Consider the following 25,712-nt stretch of genomic DNA (forward strand, 5'->3'; position numbering starts at 1 on the left):
TGTCAGCCGACGCGTTCGACGCCGACGTAGGACGAACTCAGCGCCGAGGTCTGCGACAGCGGGTCGACTGGCCCGCCGTCGACGAGCAGGTTGCGGTTCGCGCCGAACGACTGCGGCGCCGCTCCGCCGCGTGGGTCGAAAACCTTCGAGCCCCAGCCGTGGTCGACGATGACGACGCCGCGGCGCGGCTGCTTGCTGACTGTCGCGGGTAGTTCGATTTCGCCGACAGGAGAGAAGACCCGCACCTGGTCGCCGTCCCCGACACCCAGCGCTGCTGCGTCCTCCGGGTTGATCACGACCTCGTTCTTCTTGCCTGACGGGTGCAGGCCGGGCAACTCGTTGAGCCACGAGTTCATCGAGTGGCGGCTGCGCCGGTTCGCCAATTGGAACGGGTAGCGCTCTGGCGCGACCGGATGCGGTTCGTCAAGCAGCTCACGCGCACGTGCGACGAACTCGGGCGGTGCGGCGTGCACCTTCTTGTCGTCGGTCCGCAGCGCCGCTTTGAAGTGTCCGAATTCGCGCGGTCCCAGCACCCACCCGTGCGGGTGGGCCAACACATCGCGCCATTTGATCCTGCGGCCGTTGAACTTTCGTCCGGTGGCCACCACCAGTCGGTCGATCCAGTGCGGACCGAACTCCAGTTGCGGCTTGCGCGTCGTTCGGGCGATTCGTCGGGTGGCGCCGATGAAGGTGTTGACGCCTTTCGCCTTGAACAGCGGTTTGCGCATGGCGATGGCGAGGTCGGTGAAGATCCGCCACTCCTGACGCGCCCCCGGCGGGGGTTCGACGGCCTTCGACCCGAAGTGCAGGTACGGCTCGTCATGCATATTGCTGGTGAAGGCAAGCAGGTCATCGCGTTCCAGCCAGTGCACGGCAGGCAACAGCCAGTGCGCGTGCCGGTGGCTTTCGCGCTGCACGAAGTCGATCGCCACCAACAGGTCCAGCTGCCCGAAGGCCTCGTCCAGCTTTCGTCCGTCGGGCCCGGAGATCACCGGGTTGCCACAGTTGATCACCATCGCGCGGATCTGACCCGGCCCGGGAGTGGTGATCTCGTCGGGCAATTCGCTGAGTGCGTGGGCCCCCGCAACCATCTGGCGGTTGCGCAGCCGGCTGTAGTGCGGCGTGGTCTTCATCCGTCCGGCCAGCCCGACGGCGTCGACGTAGCCAGGCTCGAAGCGTCGACCGCCCGGCCGGTCCATCCGGCCGGTGATGACGTTGAGCACATGCCCCAGCCACTCGGCGACGGTGCCCGCCAGATGCATCGACACACCGGTCCGGGTGACGACCATCGCCCGCGACGCGACGGCGAAATCCCTTGCCACTTGTTCGATGTCGGCCCGCGGGACGTCGCAGCGCGATGCCAGGTCGTCGAGGTCGGCATCGGCGACGAGCGCTCGCAGTTCCGCGATCCCGGTGGCGAGTTCGCTGCAGTCCTCTTTGTGTTGCAAGCCCTCCTCGAGCACGACCTTGACCATCGCCAACAGCAGCGCCCAGTCCTGTCCCGGCCGTACGGCCAGGTGCACATCGGCCTTGTCGACGGTTTGGGTGTGGAGCGGGTCGACGACGACGATCCTCGCGCCCTGACGTTTGCGCTCCAGCGCCCGCTTCCATCCGCCGGGAACGGTTTCCAGCCAATTCCAAGCGCTGACAGCCGGATTCGTGCCGATGAGCAGGAAGTAATCGCAGTTGTCGATGTCGGATACCGGCGCCATCAGCATCGAGCCGTACATCGCCGAAGCCACCACGTGCATGGCGTTCTGGTCAACGGAGCCGACGGAGTAGCGGCTGTGTGTGCCGATCGCGTCCAGCCAGCCGTTGTAGAAGATGACGTTGGACGACGAGAAGCCAGCGGGATTGCCGTAATAGGCACCGACGGCGTCGGGTCCGCCCGCGTCGATCGTCGCGTTCATTCGAGCGGCGATGTCGGCGATCGCCTCGTCCCAGGTGGCTTCGACATAGGTGTCGCCCACCCGGCGCATCGGGTTGAGAATGCGGCGGGGGTGCTCGACGAGTTGATTGGCGGTGCGGCCCTTGGCGCAGAAGTCCTGCCAGGTGTGCGGGTTCTGCTTGTCGGGCGAGATCTTCGTGACCCGGTTGTCCTCGACCGTGACCTCGATGCCGCAGCAGGCCAGGCAGTACCGGCAGAACGTGTGAACGGTGCCGGTACCCATAGGAGGACATAGTGCCCGACCGGCCGCGACATGGTCGCCGTTAAGCGGATCGCTTCTTCTGCCGAGCAGACGCAAAAGTGCCCTTTTCGACGGCGAATTGGGCACTTTTGCGTCTGCTCGCGCTTCTCAGACCTGCGCCATCGCCCAGTATTCGCCCCTGCGCGCCAGCAGCTCGGCGTGGCTGCCGCGTTCGACGATCCTCCCTTCCTCCATCACCAGGATCTGGTCGGCGTCCCGGATCGTCGACAGCCGGTGGGCGATGATGAAACTGGTCCGGTCGCGGCGAAGTTCCACCATCGCGTGCTGGATCAGCAGTTCGGTCCTGGTGTCGACCGAACTGGTCGCTTCGTCGAGGATGAGCAGCTGCGGGCGGGCCAGAAACGCGCGCGCGATGGTGATCAGCTGCTTCTCGCCTGCGCTGATGTTGCCGCCGTCGTCGCTCACCCTGGTGTCGTAGCCGTCGGGCAGCGTGTGCACGAAGCGGTCGACGTAGGCGGCGGTTGCGGCCTCGATGACTTCGTCCTCGTGGGCATCCGGCCTGCCGTAGGCGATGTTCTCGAAGATCGTGCCGCCGAACAGCCAGGTGTCCTGCAGCACCATCCCGATCCGCGACCGCAGCGACTCCCGGCTGACCGCCGAGATGTCGACGCCGTCGACGAGGATCCGCCCCGAGTCCACGTCGTAGAAGCGCATCAGCAGGTTCACCAACGTGGTCTTGCCCGCCCCGGTCGGGCCGACGATCGCGACTGTGCTGCCGGGCTCGGCCACCAGGGACAGGTCCTCGATGACGGGCGTGCCCGGCCGGTAAGCGAAGTTGACGTGCTCGAACTCGACGCGGCCGCGAGATGACGGCAGCGGTTCCGACTTCTCCGGCGGCTCCTCCTCCGAGTCGAGCAGGTCGAAGACGCGCTCCGCGCTGGCGATGCCGGACTGAAGCGTGTTGTACATGCCCGCGACCTGGGTCAGCGGCTGATTGAACTGCCGGACGTACTGGATGAACGCCTGGATGCTGCCCAGGGTGATCTGACCGGTAGCCACTTGAATGCCGCCAACAACCGCCACGGCGACATAGCTCAGGTTGCCGACGAAGGTGGTGGCGGGCCCGACCAGTCCGGAGAAGAACTGCGCCCCGCGGCTGGAGTGGTAGACATCCGCGTTGCGCTCGCGGAACTGTTCCTCGGCCAGTGCCCGGTGGCCGAATGTCTTGACCAGGTTGAAGCCGCTGTAGGTCTCTTCGATGTGGGCGTTGAGCCGTCCGGTGTTGGCCCACTGCGCGACGAACAACTGCTGCGACCGGCGCGCGATCTCGCGGGTGACGAACAGCGACAACGGCACGGTCACGACGGTCAGCAGCGTCAGCAGCGGCGAAATCGTCAACATCATCACCAGCACAGCGACGACGGTGAGCAGCGAGGTGAGCAGTTGGCTGATCGTCATCGACAACGACGTCGAAATGTTGTCCACGTCGTTGGTGACCCGGCTCAACACCTCCCCGCGCTGCCGGGTGTCGAAATACTTCAGCGGGAGCCGATGCAGTTTGTCCTCGACATCGGACCGCAGCGCGACCATGGTCTTTTGCACCACCACGTTGAGCAGTCGCGCCTGGATCCAAAGAAGCAGCGCAGCAACCAAATACAACGCGAGGGCCAGCATAAGCGTCCGCCCGATGGCGGCGAAGTCGACCCCGTGGCCCGGCACCACGTTCATGCCGGACAACAAGTCGGCGAACGTGTTGTCGCCACGAGCCCTGGCGGCCGCGACGGCCTCTTCCTTGGTGATGCCCGCGGGCAGTTCGCGGCCGATCACACCGTTGAACAACAGGTCGGTGGCATGCCCGAGGATGCGCGGACCGATGACACCGATCGCGATGCCGCCGACACCCAGCAGGAGCACCGCCGCGGTCGGGCCGCGTTGCGGGGTGAGCCGCTTCACCAGCCTGATCGCTGAGCCCTTGAAGTCGCGGGAGCGTTCCGTCGGCGCCTGCACCATGCCGCGGATCGGGCGTCCGAGGGGCTGGGTCACGGACTGCCTCCGATGCCTGCTCCGACCGCCTGCGAATCCGCGAACTCCGCGTACGTGGCACAGTCGGCGAGCAGCGACTCGTGTGTTCCGGTGCCCACCACCTTGCCGTCGTCGATGACGACGATCTGGTCGGCCGTCGCGACAGTCGAGATCCGTTGCGCCACAATGACAACCGTTGCGTCCGCGGACACGTCCCCCAGCGCTGACCGGACCCGGGCATCGGTGTGCACGTCGAGCGCGGAGAACGCGTCGTCGAACAGGTAGATGGCAGGCCTGCGGATGACGGCGCGTGCGATGGCCAGCCGCTGCCGCTGGCCGCCGGAGAAGTTGATGCCGCCTTGGGCTACGGGCATGTCGAGGCCGTCGACGTGAGCGCGGACGAACCCGTCCGCCGACGCCACCTGCAACGCTTCCCACATCTCGTCGTCGGTCGCGTCGGATTTCCCGTAGCGCAGGTTCTCGGCCACCGTTCCGGAAAACAGGTAACCCCGTTGCGGCACCAGGCCGATCGACGACCACAGCTGCTCGGTGTCGTAGTCCCGCACATCGATGTCGTCGACGCGAACGACCCCGGACGTCACGTCGTACATCCGGCAGATCAGGGACACCAACGTCGACTTCCCCGATCCCGTGGACCCGACGATCGCGGTCGTGGTACCGGGTCGGGCGGTCAGCGAAACAGACTGCAGCACAGGTTTATCGGCGCCCGGGTAACAGAATGTGGCGTCGCTCAGGTTGATCGCACCATCGACGGAAGCCGGTCGGACGGGTTCGGCGGGGCTGGTGATCACCGGCTCGGTCGAGAGCACCTCGGTGATCCGTTCGGCACACGCCGCCGCCCGTGGCACCAGGACCAGGATGAACGTCGCGAGCAGCACCGCCATCAGGATCTGCATGAAGTAGGACAAGAACGCGATCAGCGAGCCCACCTGCATGTGACCGGAGTCGATCCGCTTGCCGCCGAACCAGATGAGCGCGACGCTGGAAATGTTGATCACCAGCGTGGTGATGGGCAACATCAACGCCTGCCAACGACCCGCCGTCAGCGCCGTCTCCGACAACGCATGGTTCGCCTCGGCGAATCGGCTGCGCTCGAAGGGCTCTCGCGCGAAGGCGCGGATCACCCGAATTCCCGACAGCTGCTCGCGCATGACCCGGTTGATCCCGTCGATGAGTCGCTGCATGCCCCGGAAGATGGGCAGTAGGTGCAACACCACCCAGTAGTTGGCCAGCGCCAGCACCGGAACGCTGACCAGCAACAGCCATGACAGCCCGGCGTCCTGATGCACCGCCATGAAGATGCCGCCGATCGACATGATCGGCGCGGTGATCAGCATCGTGCAGGTCAACTGGACCAACAGCTGGACCTGCTGGACGTCGTTGGTGGTGCGCGTCAGCAGCGACGGCGCTCCGAACCGGGCCGTCTCGGCCGCCGAGAACCCCGTCACATGGTGAAACATGGCCGATCGCAGATCGCGGCCGAAGCCCATGGCGGCGCGCGACCCGAAGTACACCGCCCCGACGGCGCACACCACCTGCAGTCCGGTGACGGCGAGCATCACGCCGCCGAGTTCGACAATGGTGCCGGTGTCGCCTTTGGCCACGCCGTCATCGATGATCGCCGCGTTGACCGTCGGCAGGTACAGCGAAGCCAGCGTGCTGATCATCTGGAGCAGTGCCACGGCAGCGAGCGGCCAGCGGTACGGCCACACATACCGCCGCAGCAGTGCCAGGAGCATCTGGTTACTTTCGCACACCGACCTGTCCGTCTTCGCGCGGCCCGACGCGCGTTTTCGGGGTCGAAACGGCTGGTCAGCGTGTCTCTCAGGTTCACCTTGGGTGGCGGCCGCTACAGTGTGCGCTGTGATCCCCAGCAACCTGAAGCGGGTGGTCGCTGCGGCGGCCGTCATGATTCCGGTGTTGGCTGCATGCTCCTCCGGCTCCGATTCGGCCTCACCCGACGGCTCGTCGGGCCCGTCGCAGGCCCAGGGCATCAAGCACGGACCTTTCTTTCCACAGTGCGGCGGCATCACCGACCAGACGATGGCCGAGCAGACGAGAGTGTCGGGACTGGTCAACACCGCCAAGAACTCGGTCGGCTGCCAGTGGCTGGCCGGCGGAGGCATCCTCGGCCCGCATTTCTCGTTCACTTGGTACCGCGGCAGCCCGATCGGGCGCGAGCGCAAGACCGAGGAGCTGTCGCGCAGCAGCGTCGAGGACATCAACATCGAAGGACACGACGGCTTCATCGCGCTCGGCGAGGACCCGACGCTGGGGGCCAACCTGTGTGAAATCGGAATCCAGTACAACGACGACTTCATCGAGTGGTCGATCAGCTTCTCCGAGAAGCCCTTCCCGGATTCCTGCGAGGTGGCCAAAGAGTTGACCCGCCAGACGATTGTGAACGCGAAATGACCGGCCGAACTCGCCGCGTCGCCGCGGCTTTGATCGCGGTGCTCGCCGTGCTGACGATGACCCTCGGCTGCTCGCGGACGGTCGAGGGCACGGCCGCCAAGGCCGGCGCAGGCGACGTGCCCCGCAACGACGACTCGGTGAAGGAATATCCGAACCTGCTCAAAGAGTGCGAGGTCCTCACCGAGGATATCCTGGCCAAGACGGTCGGCGCCGATCCGCTGGACATCCAGAGCACATTCGTCGGCGCGGTGTGCCGCTGGCAGGCGGCCAATCCGGCCGGCCTCATCGACATCACCCGCTTCTGGTTCGAGCAGGGCAGCCTCGACAACGAGCGCAAGACCGCCGATCAGCTCGAGTACAAGGTCGAGAGCCGCGCGATCGCGGGCGTTCCGTCGATCGTCATGCATCCCAACGATCCGAACGGCGCGTGTGGTGTCGCCAGCGACGCCGGCGGCGTGGTGGGCTGGTGGGTGAACCCGCAGCAGCCCGGCATCGACGCGTGCGGGATGGCGCTCAAGTTGATGGAGCTGACGCTCGCCACCAGCTCCTAGCGCCGACGCGCGCTAGCGCGGAACGTGGAAAGTGACCAGCGCGGCGCTGCTCAGCGTCAGTTGGTCCCAGGGCTCCGCGCTGCGCAGCACGGCAATCGCCGAGGTCGGAAACTTCGTCGAGATGTGTTCGGCCGCAGTGGTGTTGCTGCCGTCGGGAGTCGCCAGGCCGAGCGCAACCGATGACATCGCCGGTTCGTGGCCGATCACCAGCAGGGTTTCCACGTCGGGGTCGACGCCGTTGATTTCCTGGATCACCGCGCCCGGCGTGGCGTCGTACAGCCGGTCGACATAACTCACCGGCGCCTCGATTCGCGTCCGCGCCAGTGTCTGGCGGGTCCGGGCCGCGGTCGAGCACAGCACCGCGTCGACGGCGGGGCAGTGTGCGCGCAACCAATCTCCCGCGAGCGCGGCCTCGCGTTCTCCGCGCGGGGCCAGCGGCCGCTCGTGGTCGGCCACTGCCGCCGGATAGTCCGACTTCGCGTGCCGAAGCAACATCAGCGTGCGGTAGCGGTCGGTCACGAGTTCACCGTAGGCCATGCCGACGCAGGTCCCGGGAGTTGTCGGCGAGGCGACCTACACTCGCCACACCTAGCAAAGACGCGGCAGGGAAGGAGGGTTGAGATGCGATTCGTGCACACCGCCGACTGGCAACTCGGGATGACCCGCTACTTCCTCAACGGTGAGGCGCAGCCTCGGTATTCGGCCGCTCGCCGCGAAGTTGTCACGGGCCTGCGCGCACTGGCCGACGAGTCCGCCGCCGAGTTCGTCGTGGTGGCCGGCGACGTGTTCGAGCACAACCAGCTTGCGCCTCGGGTCGTCAGCCAGTCACTCGAGGCGATGCGGGGCATCGGCGTCCCGGTCTACCTGCTGCCTGGCAACCACGATCCGCTCGACGCGTCATCGGTGTACACCAGCGCACTGTTCACCGCCGAATGCCCGGACAACGTCACGGTTCTGGACCGGCCGGGAGTGCACAGGGTGCGCCCCGGTCTAGAGATCGTTGCCGCACCGTGGACGTCGAAGGCGCCCACAACCGACCTCGTCGCCGACGTGATCGACGGCTTACCGGCCGACGGAACCACCCGCGTCGTCGTCGGGCACGGAGCCGTGGACATCTTCGTGCCGGACAAGGACAGGCCGTCCCTGATCCAGCTTGCTGCCGTGGAAGCGGCGATCTCTCGGGGTGCGGTGCACTATGTCGCCTTGGGCGACAAGCACTCTCGCATGCAGGTCGGGACGACGGGCCGAATCTGGTACTCCGGCTCGCCCGAGGTCACCAACTACGACGACATCGAGCCCGACCCCGGACATGTGTTGGTGGTCGACATCGACGAGGCCGACGAGGACCGGCCCGCGACTGTCGAGCCGCGCCGCGTCGGCCGGTGGAGGTTCGTGACCCTGCACCATGCGGTGGACAGCAGCCGCGACATCGCCGACCTCGACATCAATCTCGACCTGATGTCCGACAAGGAGCGCACCGTCGTTCGGCTGGCACTCACCGGATCGCTGACGGTGACAGACAAGGCCGCCCTTGATGCCTGCCTGGACAAGTCCGCCCGGTTGTTCGCGGCACTCGGGCTGTGGGAGCGTCAGTCTGACATTGCGGTGCTCCCCGCCGACGGCGAGTTCGACGATCTCGGAATCGGCGGTTTCGCAGCGGCCGCCGTCGACGAACTGGTGGCCGTCGCGCGCTCCGACGGCGAGGACGCCGACGACGCAAGGGCGGCGCTGTCGCTGCTGTTGAGGCTCGTGGACAGGGGCATCGCATGAAATTGCATCGGCTGGTCCTGACCAACTACCGCGGCATCACCCACCGCGAGCTCGAGTTCCCCGACCACGGAGTGGTGGTGGTCTGCGGCGCCAACGAGATCGGCAAGTCGTCGATGATCGAGGCCCTGGACCTGTTGCTCGAGGCCAAGGACCGGTCGACGAAAAAGGAAGTCAAACAGGTCAAGCCGACCCACGCGGACGTGGGCGCAGAAATCGTTGCCGAGATCAGCACGGGCCCTTACCGATTCGTCTATCGCAAGCGGTTTCACAAGCGCGCAGAGACGGCGCTCACCGTGCTCGCTCCCCGTCGCGAACAGCTGACCGGAGACGAGGCCCACGACCGGGTGCGGGCGATCCTCGACGAAACCGTCGACGTGGCGCTGTGGCAGGCGCAGCGCGTGCTTCAGTCGACGTCGACGTCGCCGGTGGACCTGTCGGGATGCGATGCGCTGTCCCGGGCACTCGATGTGGCCGCCGGCGAAGCGGTGCAGATGTCCGGCGCTGAGCCGCTGTTGATCGACCGGATCGACGCCGAATACCTTCGCTACTTCACCCCCACCGGACGCGCGACCGGTGAGTGGGCCACCGCGACCAAACGCATGCGAGACGCCGACGATGAGGTGGCACGGTGCGCGGCCGCGGTCGCCGAGGTCGATGACGCCGTCCGGTCGCACGCCACCCTCACCACCGAAAGCCAACGGCTCGCGGGGGAGCGGGCGGAGGCGATCAAGCGACTGGCCGCCGCCCGAACCGCGGCCCACGAGGTCGCCACGCTGTCCCAGCAGCTCAAGCAGGCCGAGGTGGTCGCCGCCGCCGCCGATGCCACGCTCGGAGCGTCCGTCGCGGCGCTCACCGAGCGGCGGCGGTTGCAGGCCGATGTCACCGAGCGCACCGCTGCGGTCGCCGAGCTGGAAAAGGCCGCCGCGCAGGCGCATGAAGACGAACTCACCGCACACGAGGTTCAAGAAGCCGCCGAGACCGCCGCCCAAGACGCGCGGGCCGCACTGCAGGCGAGTCAGGCACGCCTCCAGGCCGCCCGTCGCGATGCCGAGCAGCTGTCCGATCGCGGAGAAGCCCAACGGCTCTCGAGCCGACTAACGAAGATCGACGCGGTACTGCGCGAAGTTGAGGACGCCGAGCGTGACCTCGCTTCGATCGCGCTCACCGACGATCTGATGCGGGATATCGAGACCGCCGCCGCGGCCGCGGAACGTGCAGCCGCGCAGGCCGAGTTGGCGTCGGCGCACATCGAGGTCCTCGCGGTCGCGAACATCGAGCTGCGGGTGGACGGCCAAGCCGTCACGCTGGGCGCCGGCGGCAGGTGGTCGGCGAACGCGACGACGACCACGGATATCGACGTGCCCGGCGTGCTGACCGCACGGGTGGTGCCCGGTGCGCCCGCTGCCGACACCCAAGCCACACTCGATGCCGCTCGACAGGTGCTGGCCGACGTGCTGGCGGTCGCCGAGGTGAACGACGTCGCAGGGGCTCGCGCCGCCGATGAGCGGCGACGAGAGCTTGCCGGTGCCCGGGACAGGGGCCTCGCGACAGCGCACGGCCTCGTCGGCGACGACGACGTCGACGCGCTTCGCGCGCGGCTGTCCGAGCTGCGCGGCGTCGCAACCTCAGCGACGGGCGAAACGAGCGCCCAAGGCGATACTGCGAGCGCCCGTGCGGAACTCGACGAAGCCAACGCCGCTGCGCAGAAGGCCATCGCTGATTGCGAGACGCACCGCAAGGTCGCCGAGGCGGCGGCAAAGCGGTTGGGGGAGAGAGCCACTCAGGCAAGTGTCGCCCGCGAGAAGTGGACGGCGTGCTACGCCGAGCTGACCGTCGGACGGGACCGCCTCGCGCAGCAGCGGGCCGCCGCGTCCGACGACGAACTTCTGGTCAGAGCCGAATCCGATATGGAGAAGGCGCGTCGCGCCACGGGGCTCGTCGCAGACCTCGGAGGCGAGCTCGCCCGCTGCGCACCCGATACCGTCGCCGCCGCCCTCGACGAGGCGCTGCGCCGCGTCGACGCACTGAGTGACCGCCACGACGAGATCGCTGACGCCCTGCGCTTGGTCGCCGCGCAGCTGAAGGTTTATGGGACCGAGGGCCGCAAGTGCCAGCTCGACGCCGCCGAGACCGAACGGGAGCACGCAGAAGCCGAGTACCTGCGGGTACACCGACGGGCGCGTGCTGCGCAGTTGCTGCGCTCGGTGATGGCCCGCCACCGTGACGCGACCCGGCTGCGGTACGTCGACCCGTTCCGCAATCAGGTGGAGCGGTTGGGGCGGATCGTCTTCGGGGCCACGTTCGAGGTGGAGATCGACAGCCAACTGCGCATCTGCAGCCGCACGCTGTCCGGTCGCACCGTGCCATACGAGTCGTTGTCGGGCGGCGCGAAGGAGCAGCTGGGCATCGTCGCCAGGCTGGCCGGGGCTGCGCTTGTCGCCAAGGAGGACAGCGTGCCGGTCGTCATCGACGATGCGTTGGGTTTCACCGACCCGGAGCGGCTGATCAGAATGGGTGCGGTGTTCGATGCGGTGGGCGGCGACGGTCAGGTCATCGTTTTGACCTGCAGCCCGCAGCGGTATCAGAGCGTCGGCGCCGCCCACCACATCGAACTGTCCGCCTAGGAACGCGGCACCTCCTAGACTCCGGCGGGTGGAAGCCGACTACATCGTCGTGGGAACAGGCTCAGCCGGGTCCGTGCTGGCCAATCGGCTCAGCGCCGATTCGGCCGCATCGGTCGTGGTGCTCGAGGCCGGCCCCAGGGACAAGGACAAGTTCGTCCGCATTCCTGCCGCGTTCGCAAAGCTTTTTCGCAGCGAGCTCGACTGGGATTACCGAACCGAGCCGCAGAAGCAGCTCGACGGGCGGGAGATTTATTGGCCCCGAGGGAAAATGCTCGGCGGCTCGTCGTCGATGAACGCGATGATGTGGGTCCGCGGATTCGCCGCCGACTACGACGAATGGGGTGCCCTTGCCGGTGCGGACTGGGACTTCGCCCATGTGTCGAAGTATTTCGCGAAGATCGAAGCCGGCCCGCTTGTCATCTCGCCGCAGCGCAGCCCGCGCAGCTCCACGGCAGCGTGGCTGAACGCCGTGCGGGAATGCGGGTATGGCGTCGAAAGCCCCAATGGTGATGCGCCAGAGGGCTTCTGCGAGACCGTCGTCACCCAGCGCAGGGGCGCGCGGTGGAGCGCGGCCGACGCATACCTCAGACCGGCGCTGCGCAGGCCGAACCTGACGCTGCACACCGAGGCCACCGCGACGCGCGTGCTGTTCGACGGACGGCGTGCGGTGGGTGTCGAATTCAGCCAGCTCGGCGCACGCCGCGTCGTGCGGGCCCGTCGCGAAGTGGTGCTGGCGGGCGGCGCCGTGAACAGCCCGCAGCTGCTGATGCTGTCGGGCATCGGTGACCGCGAGCAGCTCGGCAAGCATGGCATCGACGTGGTGGCCGACGTGCCCGAGGTGGGCCAGAACCTGATGGATCACCTCGCGGTGCCGATCGGCTTCGACGTTTCCAACGACACGTTGATGGCCGCGGAAAAGCCCGCGGAACTGCTGAATTACCTGGTCCGTCGGCGCGGGATGCTGACTTCGAATGTCGGGGAAGCCTACGGTTTCGTGCGCAGCCGACCGGACCTCGACGTGCCGGACCTGGAGCTCATCTTCGCGCCCGCGCCGTTCTTCGACGAGGGCATCGGAGAACCGTACGACCGGCACGCGGTTGTGATGGGCCCGATCCTGGTGAAACCGCGCAGCCGCGGCAGCATCGAACTGCGATCGGCTGACCCGTTGGACAAGGCGGTCATTGATCCGCAGTACCTCAGCGACGACGCCGGCGCGGATCGGGCCGCGTTGATATCGGGACTGCGAATCAGCGCAACAATCGCCCGTTCACCCGCCATGAGCGGCGTGCTCGGCAAGATCGCCCGCCCGGTCGGCGCGACGACGTTGGACGACGAAACCTTCGAAACGGCGATCAACGCGTGTTCGCAGACGCTCTATCATCCCGTCGGCACCTGTCGGATGGGCAGCGACGACGCAAGTGTGGTGGACCCGCAGCTACGGGTGCGCGGCGTCGACGGTCTGCGGGTGGCCGACGCATCGGTGATGCCCGCGATCGTCCGCGGGCATACTCACGCCCCGAGCGTGCTGATCGGTGAGAAAGCGTCCGACCTCATTCGCGGGCGTCAGGTAGGGGTGTCGGGCTGAGATCGCGCGTCGCGAGTGGTCCGCGCCAGCACCTCGGGACCCGTCTTCAGTGCCTTTCGCCACGGCGCGACACCGTCGATCTCCACCTCGATCGTGAAGCTGAGCACCGTACGGATGAGGACGATCACGCCGAGGATGGCGGCGTCGGTCAGCGATGGTTTCGACGTGACGGTCTTGACGATGTCGGCGGCGACGAGCAGTTCTAGTCCCAGCAGGATCGCGCCGCCGATCGCATTGCGCAGCGTCTTGAAAGCCCGCTCCCCGCCGACTCGTTTCCACGTGACGAGGGCCAGGCCGATGGCATAACCGGTGCCCAACACCATCGACGAAACGCCAAGCACCTCGAACGCCTGCGTCGCCCGTTCGAAGAACTGCTCCAAGTTCACTGCGTCCCCGTCGTCGACCTGTGCCGCGACTCTATTACCGCCGGGAGCAGAATGGTTGGCGATGACCATGAACGCCAAGCGTCGCCGTGCGCACGACAAGCTGGCGGCGATGCCGGGCGTGCGTTCGGTGCGGCGACCGGTCACGCCGGACGGTCGCGACCAGTTCGACCTGTTCTACGCCCGGACCGGTAGGAAATCGCCGAATCCGCTGGTCATCATTCCGGGTGGACCCGGCGCCGCGTCGGTGGCCTTGTATCGCGGGCTACGCAGGCACGCGGCAGCCAGGGGCTTCGACGTGATCATGATCGACCACCGAGGCGTCGGAATGTCGCGGCACGACGACTGCGGTGCCGATCTTCCGCCCGCCGCCCTCACCATTGACCAGGCCGTGAACGACATCGCGGCGGTCCTCGACGACGCGCAGGTCGACAGGGCGGTGATCTACGGAACCTCCTACGGCACGTACCTTGCGGCGGGAACCGGTGTGCGGCATCCGGATCGGGTCCATGCGATGGTTCTGGACTCGCCGCTGTTGTCGGCCGACGACATCGACGCTGTGCGCGTCGAAACGCGCCGCGTCTTGTGGGACGGAGACGCCCCCGAGGCGGCGGAGCTGGCGCCCAAGGTGCGAAAACTCGTCGGTGACGGGCTCTTGACACCCGCTGCAGGACAGCTCACCGCAGCGGTTTACGGTCTGGCAGGACCTGGGGTTCTGACGCGCCAACTCGATCTTCTCTTGCAGGGTCGGCGCGGACTGTGGACGGTGCTGGATCAGGCGTCGAAATTCCTGCTCCAGCGCAAAGCGCCGTATCGCCACGAGCCCGACCTTGTGGGCCGGATCGGCTTTCTGGAATTGAACTACGGCGCGGTGCCCGACGGTAAACCGCTGGACCCGGCGGCCGCGTTCCGTGAAATGGCAGCTCATCCTTTGGAATTCGACGCCGAGCCCTACGATCTGACCGCCGAGATGCCGAAATTCACCTGGCCGACGGTCGTCATCTCCGGTGGCCGTGATCTGATCACTCCAAGAGCGGTCGCCCAGGAGATCGTGTCGCTGATTCCCGAATCGGTTCTCGTCGAGCTGGCGACGGCGGGTCACAGCGCGATCGATGTGCGCGAGCACGCCGCACTCGACATCGTCGAAGCGCTGTACGACGGCAACATCGGCGGTCTGCCCGGCCGCGCGAAGCGGCTGGACGCTGTGCCTGCCAACCTGGGAATCCGGCTCTTGGTCGGGGCGCTCGGCGCCGCCGCGATCATCGAATCGGCGCTGCCGGCCGCGATTCCGCGTGTCGTGCAGCGGGTTACTTCGTGACGCTCATCGGCAGGCCAGCTGGATTGGAACTTCGGCTACGGGGAGAATGATTCGGATGACCAACATTCCGCAGGCCATGGAGTCTCCTGTGCCGCTGCGCGAGTTCGTCGTTTCGCCAGGTTTCGCGGGTGCGGCAGCAGTGATCGCAGCGCTTATCGTTCTGTGCGCCGTGCTCTATGCGGTCCGACGGGCGGGCAAAAGACTCAACGATGAGCTCGAGCAGCGTGAGCGCCACCACCAAGAAATTCGCGACGCCGAGCAGCATGCCACGGCGTCTCAGCAGTGCTGGGACACGCTCAAGTGGCTGGTGAAAACCGCGGGCGTGGAACCGGCGGCCAGCGAGGGTGCCACGCTCGGTCTCGGCCCGGAACTCGCGATGACCACCTTGCGCGGATTGCTTCGCGACGCCGAGCGCCTCGGAGACGAAACCCTCGCCGACGCTGTGACGGTTCATCTGAATCAATTCGCTCTGGTGATGGCCCAGCAGGGTGGTCCACTATCCGAACTCGCCGGGGGCGCGCGCCCTTCCGCGGGCGGGAAGGCCTCTGGGCCTGCGTCGCAGCCGGCGTCGACGGAGGAGCCGGTTACCACGCCGGACGACAAGGCTGCCGAGCAACAGGCAACCGACGAAAGCCCGAAGCCGACGGCCGAACTGACAGCTGATGGACGGCGCCACCAACGATGACGACGACGTTGCAGCACATCGAGGATCTCAACGGTGACCAATGGGCGGCGCTGACCCGTCGCGCTGCGGTCGAGGCCGTTGCGGCCGCGAAGAAGCGTGGCAAGACCCCGCCGCCTGAGCTGGTCGCGGTCGCGGCGATGACAGAGCGCCAACTCCTCGACCGTCGGGCGCGAAACGGTCAAGCCAGACAACGGCTCTCGCCGGTCATGCAGCTCGTTGAGGCCGATCACCGGCGGCGGATGGCAGAAGGCAGTGCGCGCGAGGCGCACCAGGCGAAACTCGATGCCGAGGCGTTGGCTGCGGCGGCCCGGGTCGAGGCCGATGAGTCATTGCGCATCGCCGATGAGGCGCGCGCTGCCGCCCGCAAAGCACATCAGCAGGTCACCGAACGCGACCTTGAACGAACGGCCGAGCGTGCGGCCGCAAACCAGGCGCACGAACAGACCGTGCAACGCTTGCGCGCCGAGCTTGACCAGGTGCGTGCCGATGCCGAAGCAGAGATCGCGGCCGCGCGCGAGCGGGCAGCCGGAGCGGAGGCACGCGCCCAACAGCGGGCTACCGAGCGCACGGCCGCGAGCGAGGCCTCCGAGCAGGGGGTGCAGCAGTTGCGCGCGGAGTTCGAGCAGGTCCGCGCGGATGCCGAAGCTGTGGTCGCGGCGGCGCGCGAACGGGCGGCCGCAGCAGACAAGAGAGCTCAACAACGCACTGCAGAGCGGGTTGCCGCGAGCGAGGCCGCGGAGCAGGCGGCACAGCAGCTCCGCGGTGAGATGGCCAAGGTGCGCGCAGACGCGGAAGCGGAGATCGCCGCGTCGCGAGGTTGGGCTGCCGGGGAGGCGGCGGCGGTGCGCGAGGCCGCGGACGCCGAGGTGGCGCGAGCGTATGCAGCTGCGGGCGACGCCATTCAGGACGCGCAGACTCAATTCGCGCGCAACATGGCCTTGCAGCCGTTGTCGATTCCGGTGCCTCCGGTCGAGTTGCGCTCGGAGACAGGCCATATCGAGAACGCGCTCAACGCGCTGCACCAGATCGACTATGTCCTTGAAGTCGAGATGGTCAGTGGCCGCGGCCCCGAGATGCCGATCGACATCGCTCTGATTCAGACCCTGGTCTCGGCGGTACGAGACCATGCGATGTACCTGTCCAACCAATCGCGAAGCGCCACAAGCGGTATCAATTCGCCGCCCCGCGGCGCGGCCGCAGTTTACGCGGAAGCGGCCGAAGATGCGTTCCGCGGCTTGTTGCAGCGGATCGAGAAGGTCATTCGGCAGCTGGCGGGCCGCAACCTCGGTCCAGACGCCGAAGTAGTGGACGTTGTCACGGCGATGCTCGCCGACCCGTGGGTGCAACGAGTCCGCAATGAGGACTCATAGGTGTCCGAGGTCGGCGCAGCCGTCTACTTCATGAAGCCGATCTTGGTGTAGTCAAGGTCGCCGATGCCTGCCGGACCGAAATTCGCCAGGGTGTCGCGCACAGCGACGTTGCCCGCCGACTGGAACAGCGGCAGGCTGAATCCGATGTCGAAGATCATTTTGTCGAGTTCGTTGGCCAGCTTGCGCGCCTTGGCGGGATCGAGTTCGTCAAACGTCTGCTCCGCCTTGGCGTCCATCTCCGGGCTGCTGATCTTGCCGAAGTTGCTGTCCGCGTTGGTGGTGTAGATCTGGTTGAGGCAGCACAGTGAGAACGCGTCGCCGACCCAGCTGAACTGAGCGATGTCGAAGTCGCCGGGGATGATGTAGTTGCTGAAGAAGCCCGTGCCGCCCTTCGTGTCGAGTTCGAGCTTCACGCCGATCTGGGCGAGGCTGTTCTGCGCGATCTGCGCGACCTGTTTTGTCGTGTCCGCATCGAAGAGCACATCGCGAATCACCAACTGGCGGCCGTCTTTTTCGCGGAACTGCCCGTTGAGACGCCATCCCAGCGCATCGAGTTCCTGCTTGGCCTTCTCCGGGTCGTATGCCACGGCGCCGCTGTTGTTCTGGTAGCCGTCCTGGCCCGCGACGAAGATGTGGTTGTTCAGCGGCACCGGCGTGTCAACCAGCCCGCGCTGGCTGACGTTGGCGATCGCCTGCCTGTCGATACCCCTGGCGACCGCCAACCGCAGCGCCTTGTCTGCCAGTAGCGACCCCGGCGCACCGTTGAACGTGAAGTGATACCAGCTCGCGCCGGGCGCTCGCCGAATGGAAATGCCTGCGGTGTTGCGCGCAGTGGTCAGCTCGGGAAGCGACACGACACCGGTAGCGTCGATGGTGTTGTTCTGCAGGGCGGGGATGCGCGCCTTGTCGTCGAGCACCAGGTAGGTGATGCTGTCCAGCAGTGGTGGGGTGCCCCACCATTTAGGGTTGCGTTTCAACGTGATTCGCTGTGCTGTGCGGTCCAGGTCGGTGACGGCGAACGGACCGGCGGACGGCCCGGGACGGTCGAGTTGCCCCTTGTTGAACACCTCGGGGTCTGACGTCATGCTCTTGGGCAGCAGCATCGTGTTACCCGCGAACATGCCGCGCCATTCCGAGAACGGCGCGGCGAAGGTGACGACGGCCTGACGGTCGTCGACGCCACGCGTCACCTTTTCGACGCGGTCGGCGCCGTTGGGGCTGGCGATGCGGAAGTCCTTGTTCTTACCGCTGGTCGCATTGATTTGAGATGCGATGTCTTCCCACGTGATCGGGCTGCCGTCGCTCCAGACCGCCTTGGGATTGATGGTGTAGGAGACGACCTGAGGGTTTTCGCCGGTCAACTCGACATTGGTGAAGTAGTCGGTGTTGACCGTTGTCGATCCATCCGAGCCGACGCGGAACGCACGGGGCATCGTCGCCCGCAGCATCGCCCCGGTGTCGGCTTCGTTGCCGTCGATGTGCAACGAATTGAAGTTCGATGGATATCCGCCCATCGCCAACCGCAGGTTGCCGCCCTGGCGTAGCGTCGCGGGATCCTGCGGGTTGATGTCGTTGGTCTTGCCGACCTCGGCGTTACCACCCGCGGGCGGTGCCTCCTTGTCCCCGCTCGAGCAACCGGCGATGGTGAGACCGGCGACCATCAGGGCCGCAGCTAAGCGTCGGAGCATCATCGCACCGACTCTAGCCGCGGTTCGGCTCCGGTCGAGGCACTGCGGCCAGCAACTTGCGGGTGTATTCATCGCGCGGGTCGGTGAACACCTGGTCGCCGTCGCCCTGCTCGACGATCTTGCCCTTGAACATCACCGCTACCCGGTGGGCTAGGTGCTTGACGACGGACAGGTCGTGGGAGACGAACAGGTAGGCAAGCCCGAACCGGTCCTGCAGGTCCAGAAGCAGGTTAATGATGCCCGCCTGGATCGACACGTCCAGCGCTGACACCGGTTCGTCGAGTGCGAGGATCTTGGGTTGCAATGCCAATGCGCGGGCGATACCGATGCGCTGCTTCTGGCCGCCGGAGAACTCCGCCGGATACCGATTGGCATCAGCCCTTCGCATCCCGACGATCTGCAGCAACTCTGAGACCCGGTCGTCGACGCGTCTCTTGTCGAAGCCATTGGCCGACAGTGGTTCTGCGAGCACTTCGGATACCGGGAGCCGCGGGTCCAACGATGCGACCGGGTCCTGGAACACGACCTGCATATCGCCGCGTAGGGCACGGCGGGCACGGTTGCTGAGTGTCGCCACGTCAGCCCCGAGCACTTCGATGGAACCCGACTGCGGGGCGGTCAGGTCCAAGATCTGGTGCAGCGTTGTCGACTTGCCCGATCCCGACTCGCCGACGATGGCCAGCGTGCGTCCCTGCGCAAGCTCGAAGCTCACCCCGTCGACCGCACGCACCTCGCCGACGGTTCGGCGCAGCACCACGCCCTTAGTGAGTTTGAATGTCTTGGTGAGGTTTTCGACGCGCAGCACCACCGGCGGGTCAGTCTTCTGCCGATCGCCGTCGTTCGGCGTGGTGGAGACGCCGTAGATCTCGGCCGCGCTACGACCGGTCACCTGCTTAGTCCGGATACAGGCTGCGGTGTGGTTGGTGCCGACCGTGATCAATTCGGGTTCGGCAATGCGGCAGTCGTCGATCGCCAACGGGCAGCGCGGTGCGAATGTGCATCCGGGCGGCAACGCCGCAAGCGACGGGGGAGCGCCGGCAATGGGTACCAGCCGAGCGCCCTGCGGGGCGTCGAGTCGGGGCACCGATCCGAGAAGCCCGACGGTATAGGGCATCCGGCGGTCGCGATACAGCTGTTCGACCGAGGCGACCTCCACCGCGCGACCGGCATACATCACGATGGCGCGGTCGGCGAACTCGGCGACCACGCCGAGGTCGTGGGTGATGATCAGCACGCCGGCACCGGTGACGTCCCGTGCGGTCTTCAGCACGTCGAGGATCTGCGCCTGCACGGTGACATCTAGTGCGGTGGTGGGCTCGTCGCAGATCAGCAGGTCGGGATCGTTGGCGATGGCGATGGCGATGACGACACGCTGGCGCTCGCCGCCGGACAGTTCGTGCGGGAATGCGCGCGCCCGCTGTTCGGGCTGGCCGATGCCGACGAGGTCCAGCAATTCGATCGCCCGACTGCGCGCGGCCCTGCGTGTCGTGCCGCCGTTGTGCACCTCGATGGCCTCGGCAATCTGGTCGCCGACGGTGTAGACGGGTGTCAGTGCCGACATCGGATCCTGAAACACCGTGCCGATGGTTTTGCCCCGAACCCGGGACATCTTCTGGTCGGAAAGGCCGAGCAACTCGTCGCCGTGCAGCCGAACCGAACCGGTAACCTCGGCGTACTCCGGCAGCAGGCCGACGACGGCCATCGCGCCCGCAGACTTGCCCGCGCCGGATTCGCCGACCAGAGCGACGACTTCGCCCGCGTCGACGTGGTAGTCCAGCCCGCGAACGGCCGCGACCCGCTCCGTTTCGGTGGGGAAGGTGACCGAGAGAGCGGCCACTTCCAGGAGACTCACTGACGTTTCCTTCGCAACGGCCGTGCGCTCGGATCCAGCGCATCGCGAATCCCGTCACCAATGAGGTTCGTACACAGCACGATCAGCACCAGAACTCCCGCCGGAAAGAGAAAGACCCAGGGAAACGTCGTGGCCGAGTTCGTGCCGTCGGCGATCAGCGTGCCCAGTGAAACGTCGGGGGGCTGGATACCGAAACCCAGGAAGCTCAAACCGGTCTCACCGATGATTGCGGTGCCGACATTCAGGGTGGTGTCGATGATGAGCAGCGATGCGACATTCGGCAGAATGTGCCGAACGATTATTCGCCAATTCGGCACGCCCATATAGCGGGCAGCCACCACGAACTCGCGTTCCCGAAGGCTCATCGTCATACCCCGGACGATGCGCGAGCTGATCATCCAGCCGAACACCGAGAACAATAGGATCAGCCAGAAGACACGATCCGACGATCCCAGTCGCGGCGTGACGATCGCGATCACGATGAAGCTCGGCACCACCAGCAACAGGTCCACCAACCACATCAGCCGGCGGTCCCGCCAGCCACCGAAATAACCGGCGATCGCACCGACCGTCGCAGCGAGCACCGTTGCGATGAGGGCGACACACACACCGATCAGCATCGACTTCTGCATCCCTCGAAGCGTCAACGCCAACAGATCCTGGCCCAGTGCATTGGTGCCGAACCAGTGGTCGACGCTGGGCGGCTGCTGCAGGGCGTAATAGTCCAGATCCGTGTAGCTGTAGGGCAGAAGAGGCGGCAGCGCGTAACACCCGACGAAGAACAACACAAGCAAGACCAGGGACACGACGGCCGGTTTGTTCCGCAAGAACCTGCGCCACACCAGGGTCCGGCGCGAGGCGAACCCGTGGGTGTCCAGACCCGACCTCGCCGTCGTCGCGGTCTCAGTGGTGACCGGTTCCGTCATGACACCCGTACCCTCGGGTCGAGCGCCGCGTAGATCACGTCAGACAGCAGCCCGGCGAAAAGGACGGCGGCGCCGGTGAAGACCGTCACGGCGGCGATGATGTTGGTGTCCTGGGTGGCGATGCCCTGCACCACCCACTCACCCATACCGTGCCAGCCGAAGATCTTTTCGGTGAACACCGCTCCGGTCACCAATCCGCTTATGCCGTAGGCGAAGAGCGTCGCCATCGGGATCAACGCGGTGCGCAACCCGTGCTTCAGCAGTGCCTGCCGCCGCGTCAGGCCTTTGGCGCGCGCGGTACGGATGAAATCCTGACCGAGCACATCCAGCATCGCATTGCGCTGATAACGGCTGTAGCCGGCGATGCCCATCAGCGCGAGAGTGAACGTCGGCAACACCAGATGCTGTATCCGGTCGACGAACTGGTTCCATCCGCCGCCCACCGCATCCGGGGATGTCTCCCCGATGTATTCGAAGACCTGCACGCCCAGAACCGAGTTGACCCCGTTCGCGCCGAGGGTCAACAAGCTCGCAATGACGAAAACCGGTGTGCTTAACAACAACAGCGACGCGATCGTGATGACCCGGTCGCTGAGGTGATATTGCCGAATCGCTCCCCAAGCGCCGACGACCACACCAATCACGGTCCCGAGCACCGCGCCCACGACGAGGAGCCTCAGGCTGACCCCGACTCGGCGGCCGAGCTCCGCCGAGATGGGTTGGCCCGTGATGGTCGTGCCGAAGTCCCCGCGCACTGCGCCGGATGCCCACTGCGCGTAACGCATCGGAACCGGCTTGTCGAGGTTCAGTTCGGCCTTCTTCGCCTCGATCACCTCCTGGGGCGGGCGTGGATTGCGCGATTCGAGGCTGTCGAGCGGTTTGAACGAAAACGATGTGAGAGCAAACGTCAAAAACGACGCCAAGATCAGCAGCAGCACGTAGTTGAGCAGGCGTCGCGCCAGGAACCGCGTCATCGGCGAGGTTCCCCGGCTGTCATGCGCACAGAGTATGAGATGCCAGCCTGTGAAGCGGCGAACGCGACGCGTCACGTGGCTAGCCAATTCCTACCCGGTCGTAAGCCTAGCTACAGAAACCGCGAGTTAACTGGGTTTTACCTGCACTTTCACGGTTCGCCGCACCGCAGGGGCGAAACGGCAACGGCCATGAAATGGAGTGTGACAATGGATTCAAACAACTGGAACACGGCGAAACTGTTGGCCGCGATTGTCGGCGGTAGCGCGATGGTGACGATGGGAGCGCTCGCGGTAAGCATCCATCAGCAACCGTCTGACACCCAAAGCGTCGCAGCGGGCAAGATGACCATGGCCGCGACGACGACCGCAGCCGGCAAGGACGACACTGTCGAGGCGACATCCATGGCGGTACCCGTCATCAAGGGCCCGGCGCCGCTGCCCGCCGAGGAGAAGGCCGCCGAGTAGCCCCAGACTGACTTACCGACCCAGGTTTCACCTTTGACCCTTCCGGTTATGCAGTACGCAGGAGAGGTCCGAAGCTGCCTCTCCGGCACTGTTCGACCGGCCGTCCCAGCTGGAAGGGACGGCTGACCAGACCGAAATGGAGTGGTCAGAGATGATTTCCAGGAAGATGAAACTGGCGTCGGCAACCATCGGTGCGAGCGCGGTGGTCGCGATGGGAACTTTGACAGCGGCGCTGAGCGACGACAGCAGCTCGGCGACCTTCGTCTCCGGCCCGGGGACCGAGATGACGCTGGGGGAGACGAGCACGCTCGAGAAGGCGGCCACCGAAATCCCGACCTCAGTGGCGGTTCCCGAGGTGACCGCCGAGGTGCCTGACGGCTTCGGGCCGTAAACGCAACGGGCGCCGGTCAACTCCCGTGCGGTGAACCCTCCCCGATGCTGTTGAGGGTTACCGTCGGACCCGTCCTGGTGGCCTGCACTGTCACCGTGTCGTTGGCCGCCAGCGACGGCTTGGGCACGGTTGCCGACGACGGAAACGCATAGATCTGCGTGTACCCGTCGTCGCTGCGTACCACGAGCGACGACAGCGTTATCTCGTCGACGGTGCCTGTCTGCGTCATCTTGGTGCTGAACCCGCCCTGCCCGTCCGAGACGACATACTCGCTGTGCAGCACTCCCGCCGGTTGGGCCGGTACGGGCGCCGCAAGGGCTCCCGGCGGCGGGCCGTGCATCGGTCCGTGCATTGCGCCTGCCATGGTGTGCGATGAGCCCGCTGTCGCTGCGTACACGGCGGCGCCGCCGAGACCGCCGATCACCACCGCCACGGCCACGGCACTCAGGGTCTGACGCTTGCCCCAGCGCCGTGCCCCCTGCTCTTCTTCAGTCTGAGACATCACCTGACCACTGTGCAGCGACCACTTGTGTGCCGGCTGTGAACTGCGTCGGCATCCCATGGGTAGGTTGCTTTCACAGTGCGCGCACAGAAACGGCACAGCGTGTGCTCACGGCCTCGGCGAATAATGGGCGGCGTGGGTGAATGGATCGGATCTCTGTGACCGCGAACGCCAATGATCCCGAGCGCATCGTGATGCGCCGTGCCGACGGCAAGCCGATCAACGTGCTGGTCGTCGACGACGAGCCCGTGCTCGCCGAGTTGGTATCGATGGCGCTGCGGTATGAGGGCTGGGAGATCCAGACCGCGGGCGACGGTGAGACCGCGATCGCACTGGCCAAGGACAGTCCGCCCGACGTCGTCGTGCTCGACGTGATGCTGCCGGATATGAGCGGCCTGGATGTGTTGCGCAGGCTGCGTGAGCGGACGCCGCATCTGCCGCTGCTGCTGCTGACGGCGAAGGATTCGGTCGAGGACAGGATCGCGGGACTGACCGCGGGCGGCGACGACTACGTCACCAAGCCGTTCAGCCTCGAAGAGGTCGTCCTTCGGCTGCGGGCGCTGCTGCGACGTACCGGTGTCACCAGCGAGACGGGCGGCGCCACAATCGTCGTCGGCGACCTGGCCCTCGATGAGGACAGCCACGAAGTCACGCGCGGTGGTGAGTCGATCCTCTTGACGGCCACGGAATTCGAGCTGCTGCGGTTCATGATGCGCAACTCGAAGCGAGTGCTGTCGAAGGCGCAGATTCTGGACCGGGTGTGGAGTTATGACTTCGGCGGCCGATCCAACATCGTCGAGCTGTACGTCTCCTACCTCCGCAAGAAGATCGACAGCGGCCGGGAACCGATGATTCATACGCTGCGTGGGGCGGGGTATGTCCTCAAGCCCGCAGGCTGACCGTCCGGGCCTGCGCAGGCGCATCCGTTCACCCCGGTCGTGGTCCCTGCGCGCCCGGCTTCTGGTCACCCAGGTGGCGTTGCTCGCCGTGGTGTGTGCACTCATCGGCGTCGCCACCGAGTTCGCGCTGCAACGCTTCCTCATGCATCAACTCGATCAGCAGGTGATCGAGGCCGGTCGCCGCTCGGCGGTGATCTTCGAGCTCGGCCCGCCGCCGCCGCCCGGTTTCGGGCCTCCGCGAGGGATGCCGGGGCCGCCGTTCGGGCCGCCACGGCCTGACCATCCGCGGCGGATCATCATCCGCGAGGACGACGGTCCCGGCCCCTCGTTCCTCAACGCGCCCGGCCAGGCCGCCCGGACGGTCGGCGCGGTCATCGCACAGGGTGTCCCCGTCGACGCGGGCGTGATCACCGCGGACGGCGCCCGAGCCGGGCTCAGTGCCGCTGCAACCACCCAACTGGCGCAGATCGCCCCGAATCGCTATCCGACGACGATCGACCTCGACGGTCTCGGCAGCTATCGGGTGGTGGGCAACCATTCCCGCGGCCCGGAGGAGACGATCGTGGTCGGTTTGCCGACCTCCGATGTCGACGACACGTTGCTGTGGGTGTTGGCGATGTTCTGCATCGTCGGCGTCATCGCACTGGTCGCCGCGGCGACGGCGGGCATTCTGGTGATCCGGCGCCAATTCAGGCCGTTGGCAACGGTTTCCGCTGCCGCGCGCCAGGTGGCCGATCTGGAGCTCGACCGCGGTGAGGTTCGTCTTCCCAGTCCCATCGTCAAGGTCGATCCGGCGGGTGCACATACCGAGATCGGTCAGCTCGGCTCGGCGCTGAACCGCATGGTCGACCGCATCGCGGGCGCGCTGTCGGCGCGACACGCAAGCGAGATGCGGGTGCGCCAGTTCGTCGCCGACGCCAGCCACGAACTGCGCACACCGCTGGCCGCGATTCGAGGCTATACCGAACTGGCGCAACGCAAACGAGAGGATCTTCCCGAGGACGTCGCCCACGCGATGAGCCGCGTCGAATCCGAAACCGAACGGATGACGCAGCTCGTCGGGGACATGTTGCTGTTGGCGCGGCTGGACACCGGCCGGCCGCTGGAACGGGAGGAGGTCG

General features: G+C 66.3%; 22 protein-coding genes. 12 read left to right on the forward strand and 10 right to left on the reverse strand.

Going from position 1 to position 25,712, the window contains the following annotated elements; all coding sequences use genetic code 11:
• Window positions 1–2 precede the first annotated feature (2 nt).
• From QOJ24_RS24370 to QOJ24_RS24380, 3 genes are all read right to left on the reverse strand, one after another.
• Window positions 3–2,171 carry a molybdopterin-containing oxidoreductase family protein gene (locus tag QOJ24_RS24370; protein ID WP_526265915.1) on the reverse strand — a complete coding sequence of 723 codons (2,169 nt, stop codon included), beginning with the start codon at window positions 2,169–2,171 and terminating at the stop codon, window positions 3–5.
• A 126-nt stretch (window positions 2,172–2,297) separates the two neighbouring features.
• The gene (locus QOJ24_RS24375) at window positions 2,298–4,160 is read right to left on the reverse strand and encodes an ABC transporter ATP-binding protein (RefSeq protein WP_526265932.1); all 1,863 of its coding nucleotides are present in this window, start codon (window positions 4,158–4,160) and stop codon (window positions 2,298–2,300) included.
• 29 nt (window positions 4,161–4,189) lie between these two features.
• Window positions 4,190–5,932 carry an ABC transporter ATP-binding protein gene (locus QOJ24_RS24380; RefSeq protein ID WP_526265916.1) on the reverse strand — a complete coding sequence of 581 codons (1,743 nt, stop codon included), beginning with the start codon at window positions 5,930–5,932 and terminating at the stop codon, window positions 4,190–4,192.
• Between the two features lie 169 nt (window positions 5,933–6,101).
• Here QOJ24_RS24380 and QOJ24_RS24385 point away from each other — a divergent pair, with 169 nt between their 5' ends.
• Together QOJ24_RS24385 and QOJ24_RS24390 are read left to right on the forward strand one after the other, a co-directional pair.
• A complete protein-coding gene (locus QOJ24_RS24385) occupies window positions 6,102–6,608 on the forward strand; it encodes a DUF3558 family protein (protein ID WP_526265933.1) in 507 nt (168 codons plus the stop codon).
• Window positions 6,605–7,159 carry a DUF3558 family protein gene (locus QOJ24_RS24390; protein WP_526265917.1) on the forward strand — a complete coding sequence of 185 codons (555 nt, stop codon included), beginning with the start codon at window positions 6,605–6,607 and terminating at the stop codon, window positions 7,157–7,159. The genes QOJ24_RS24385 and QOJ24_RS24390 overlap by 4 nt, the downstream gene beginning before the upstream one ends.
• Before the next feature lie 12 nt (window positions 7,160–7,171).
• On the opposite strand, the gene QOJ24_RS24395 is transcribed toward QOJ24_RS24390, so the two are convergent.
• Window positions 7,172–7,678 carry a SixA phosphatase family protein gene (locus QOJ24_RS24395; protein ID WP_526265918.1) on the reverse strand — a complete coding sequence of 169 codons (507 nt, stop codon included), beginning with the start codon at window positions 7,676–7,678 and terminating at the stop codon, window positions 7,172–7,174.
• Between the two features lie 102 nt (window positions 7,679–7,780).
• On the opposite strand from QOJ24_RS24395, the gene QOJ24_RS24400 reads away from it, so the two are divergent.
• The 3 genes from QOJ24_RS24400 to QOJ24_RS24410 are packed head-to-tail and all read left to right on the forward strand — an operon-like array spanning window position 7,781 to window position 13,138.
• Window positions 7,781–8,929 carry a metallophosphoesterase family protein gene (locus QOJ24_RS24400; RefSeq protein WP_526265919.1) on the forward strand — a complete coding sequence of 383 codons (1,149 nt, stop codon included), beginning with the start codon at window positions 7,781–7,783 and terminating at the stop codon, window positions 8,927–8,929.
• Window positions 8,926–11,553: an AAA family ATPase gene (locus tag QOJ24_RS24405; protein WP_526265920.1), complete on the forward strand. Its 2,628-nt coding sequence runs from the start codon at window positions 8,926–8,928 to the stop codon at window positions 11,551–11,553. Before QOJ24_RS24400 ends, QOJ24_RS24405 begins: the two co-directional genes overlap by 4 nt.
• Window positions 11,554–11,581: 28 nt before the next feature.
• Window positions 11,582–13,138 (forward strand): GMC family oxidoreductase, encoded by a 1,557-nt coding sequence (locus QOJ24_RS24410; RefSeq protein WP_526265921.1) that lies wholly within the window; start codon window positions 11,582–11,584, stop codon window positions 13,136–13,138.
• Here QOJ24_RS24410 and QOJ24_RS24415 read toward each other — a convergent pair.
• The gene (locus QOJ24_RS24415) at window positions 13,117–13,524 is read right to left on the reverse strand and encodes a DUF1622 domain-containing protein (RefSeq protein WP_526265934.1); all 408 of its coding nucleotides are present in this window, start codon (window positions 13,522–13,524) and stop codon (window positions 13,117–13,119) included. The genes QOJ24_RS24410 and QOJ24_RS24415 overlap by 22 nt on opposite strands.
• A 61-nt stretch (window positions 13,525–13,585) precedes the next feature.
• Between QOJ24_RS24415 and QOJ24_RS24420 the strand changes: the two genes are divergently transcribed.
• From QOJ24_RS24420 to QOJ24_RS24430, 3 genes are read left to right on the forward strand one after another with little or no spacing between them, the layout of a single operon-like run.
• Entirely contained in the window at window positions 13,586–14,839 is a 1,254-nt protein-coding gene (locus QOJ24_RS24420) for an alpha/beta fold hydrolase (protein ID WP_526265922.1), read from the forward strand.
• A gap of 55 nt (window positions 14,840–14,894) precedes the next feature.
• Window positions 14,895–15,524, forward strand: a complete 630-nt coding sequence (locus QOJ24_RS24425) for a hypothetical protein (RefSeq protein ID WP_526265923.1) — start codon at window positions 14,895–14,897, stop codon at window positions 15,522–15,524.
• Entirely contained in the window at window positions 15,521–16,894 is a 1,374-nt protein-coding gene (locus QOJ24_RS24430; protein ID WP_526265924.1) for a hypothetical protein, read from the forward strand. Before QOJ24_RS24425 ends, QOJ24_RS24430 begins: the two co-directional genes overlap by 4 nt.
• Window positions 16,895–16,917: 23 nt before the next feature.
• Here the strand turns inward: QOJ24_RS24430 and oppA are convergent, their stop codons facing one another.
• Genes oppA through oppB form a run of 4 tightly spaced genes read right to left on the reverse strand, consistent with a single transcriptional unit; the run spans window position 16,918 to window position 22,334 of the window.
• Window positions 16,918–18,585 (reverse strand): oligopeptide ABC transporter substrate-binding protein OppA, encoded by a 1,668-nt coding sequence (oppA, locus tag QOJ24_RS24435; RefSeq protein WP_526265925.1) that lies wholly within the window; start codon window positions 18,583–18,585, stop codon window positions 16,918–16,920.
• A 10-nt stretch (window positions 18,586–18,595) separates the two neighbouring features.
• Window positions 18,596–20,434, reverse strand: a complete 1,839-nt coding sequence (oppD, locus tag QOJ24_RS24440) for an oligopeptide ABC transporter ATP-binding protein OppD (RefSeq protein WP_526265926.1) — start codon at window positions 20,432–20,434, stop codon at window positions 18,596–18,598.
• Entirely contained in the window at window positions 20,431–21,360 is a 930-nt protein-coding gene (gene oppC / locus QOJ24_RS24445) for an oligopeptide ABC transporter permease OppC (protein ID WP_526265927.1), read from the reverse strand. The genes oppD and oppC overlap by 4 nt, the downstream gene beginning before the upstream one ends.
• On the reverse strand, window positions 21,357–22,334 hold the full coding sequence (oppB, locus tag QOJ24_RS24450) for an oligopeptide ABC transporter permease OppB (RefSeq protein ID WP_526265928.1): 978 nt from the start codon (window positions 22,332–22,334) through the stop codon (window positions 21,357–21,359). The genes oppC and oppB overlap by 4 nt, the downstream gene beginning before the upstream one ends.
• Window positions 22,335–22,541: 207 nt before the next feature.
• Here oppB and QOJ24_RS24455 point away from each other — a divergent pair, with 207 nt between their 5' ends.
• Together QOJ24_RS24455 and QOJ24_RS24460 are read left to right on the forward strand one after the other, a co-directional pair.
• Complete coding sequence (locus QOJ24_RS24455; protein WP_526265929.1) at window positions 22,542–22,799, forward strand: hypothetical protein; 258 nt, start codon at window positions 22,542–22,544, stop codon at window positions 22,797–22,799.
• Window positions 22,800–22,950: 151 nt separating this feature from the next.
• A complete protein-coding gene (locus QOJ24_RS24460; protein WP_526265930.1) occupies window positions 22,951–23,190 on the forward strand; it encodes a hypothetical protein in 240 nt (79 codons plus the stop codon).
• 16 nt (window positions 23,191–23,206) lie between these two features.
• On the opposite strand, the gene QOJ24_RS24465 is transcribed toward QOJ24_RS24460, so the two are convergent.
• Entirely contained in the window at window positions 23,207–23,692 is a 486-nt protein-coding gene (locus tag QOJ24_RS24465) for a hypothetical protein (protein WP_526265935.1), read from the reverse strand.
• Window positions 23,693–23,886: 194 nt separating this feature from the next.
• Between QOJ24_RS24465 and QOJ24_RS24470 the strand changes: the two genes are divergently transcribed.
• Together QOJ24_RS24470 and QOJ24_RS24475 are read left to right on the forward strand one after the other, a co-directional pair.
• Entirely contained in the window at window positions 23,887–24,591 is a 705-nt protein-coding gene (locus QOJ24_RS24470) for a response regulator transcription factor (protein ID WP_526265936.1), read from the forward strand.
• The coding region (locus QOJ24_RS24475; protein WP_526265931.1) for a histidine kinase dimerization/phospho-acceptor domain-containing protein at window positions 24,569–25,712 on the forward strand (1,144 nt) is incomplete at its 3' end. The genes QOJ24_RS24470 and QOJ24_RS24475, both read left to right, overlap by 23 nt.

Source organism: Mycobacterium sp., assembly GCF_032159775.1.
Taxonomy (GTDB): domain Bacteria; phylum Actinomycetota; class Actinomycetes; order Mycobacteriales; family Mycobacteriaceae; genus Mycobacterium.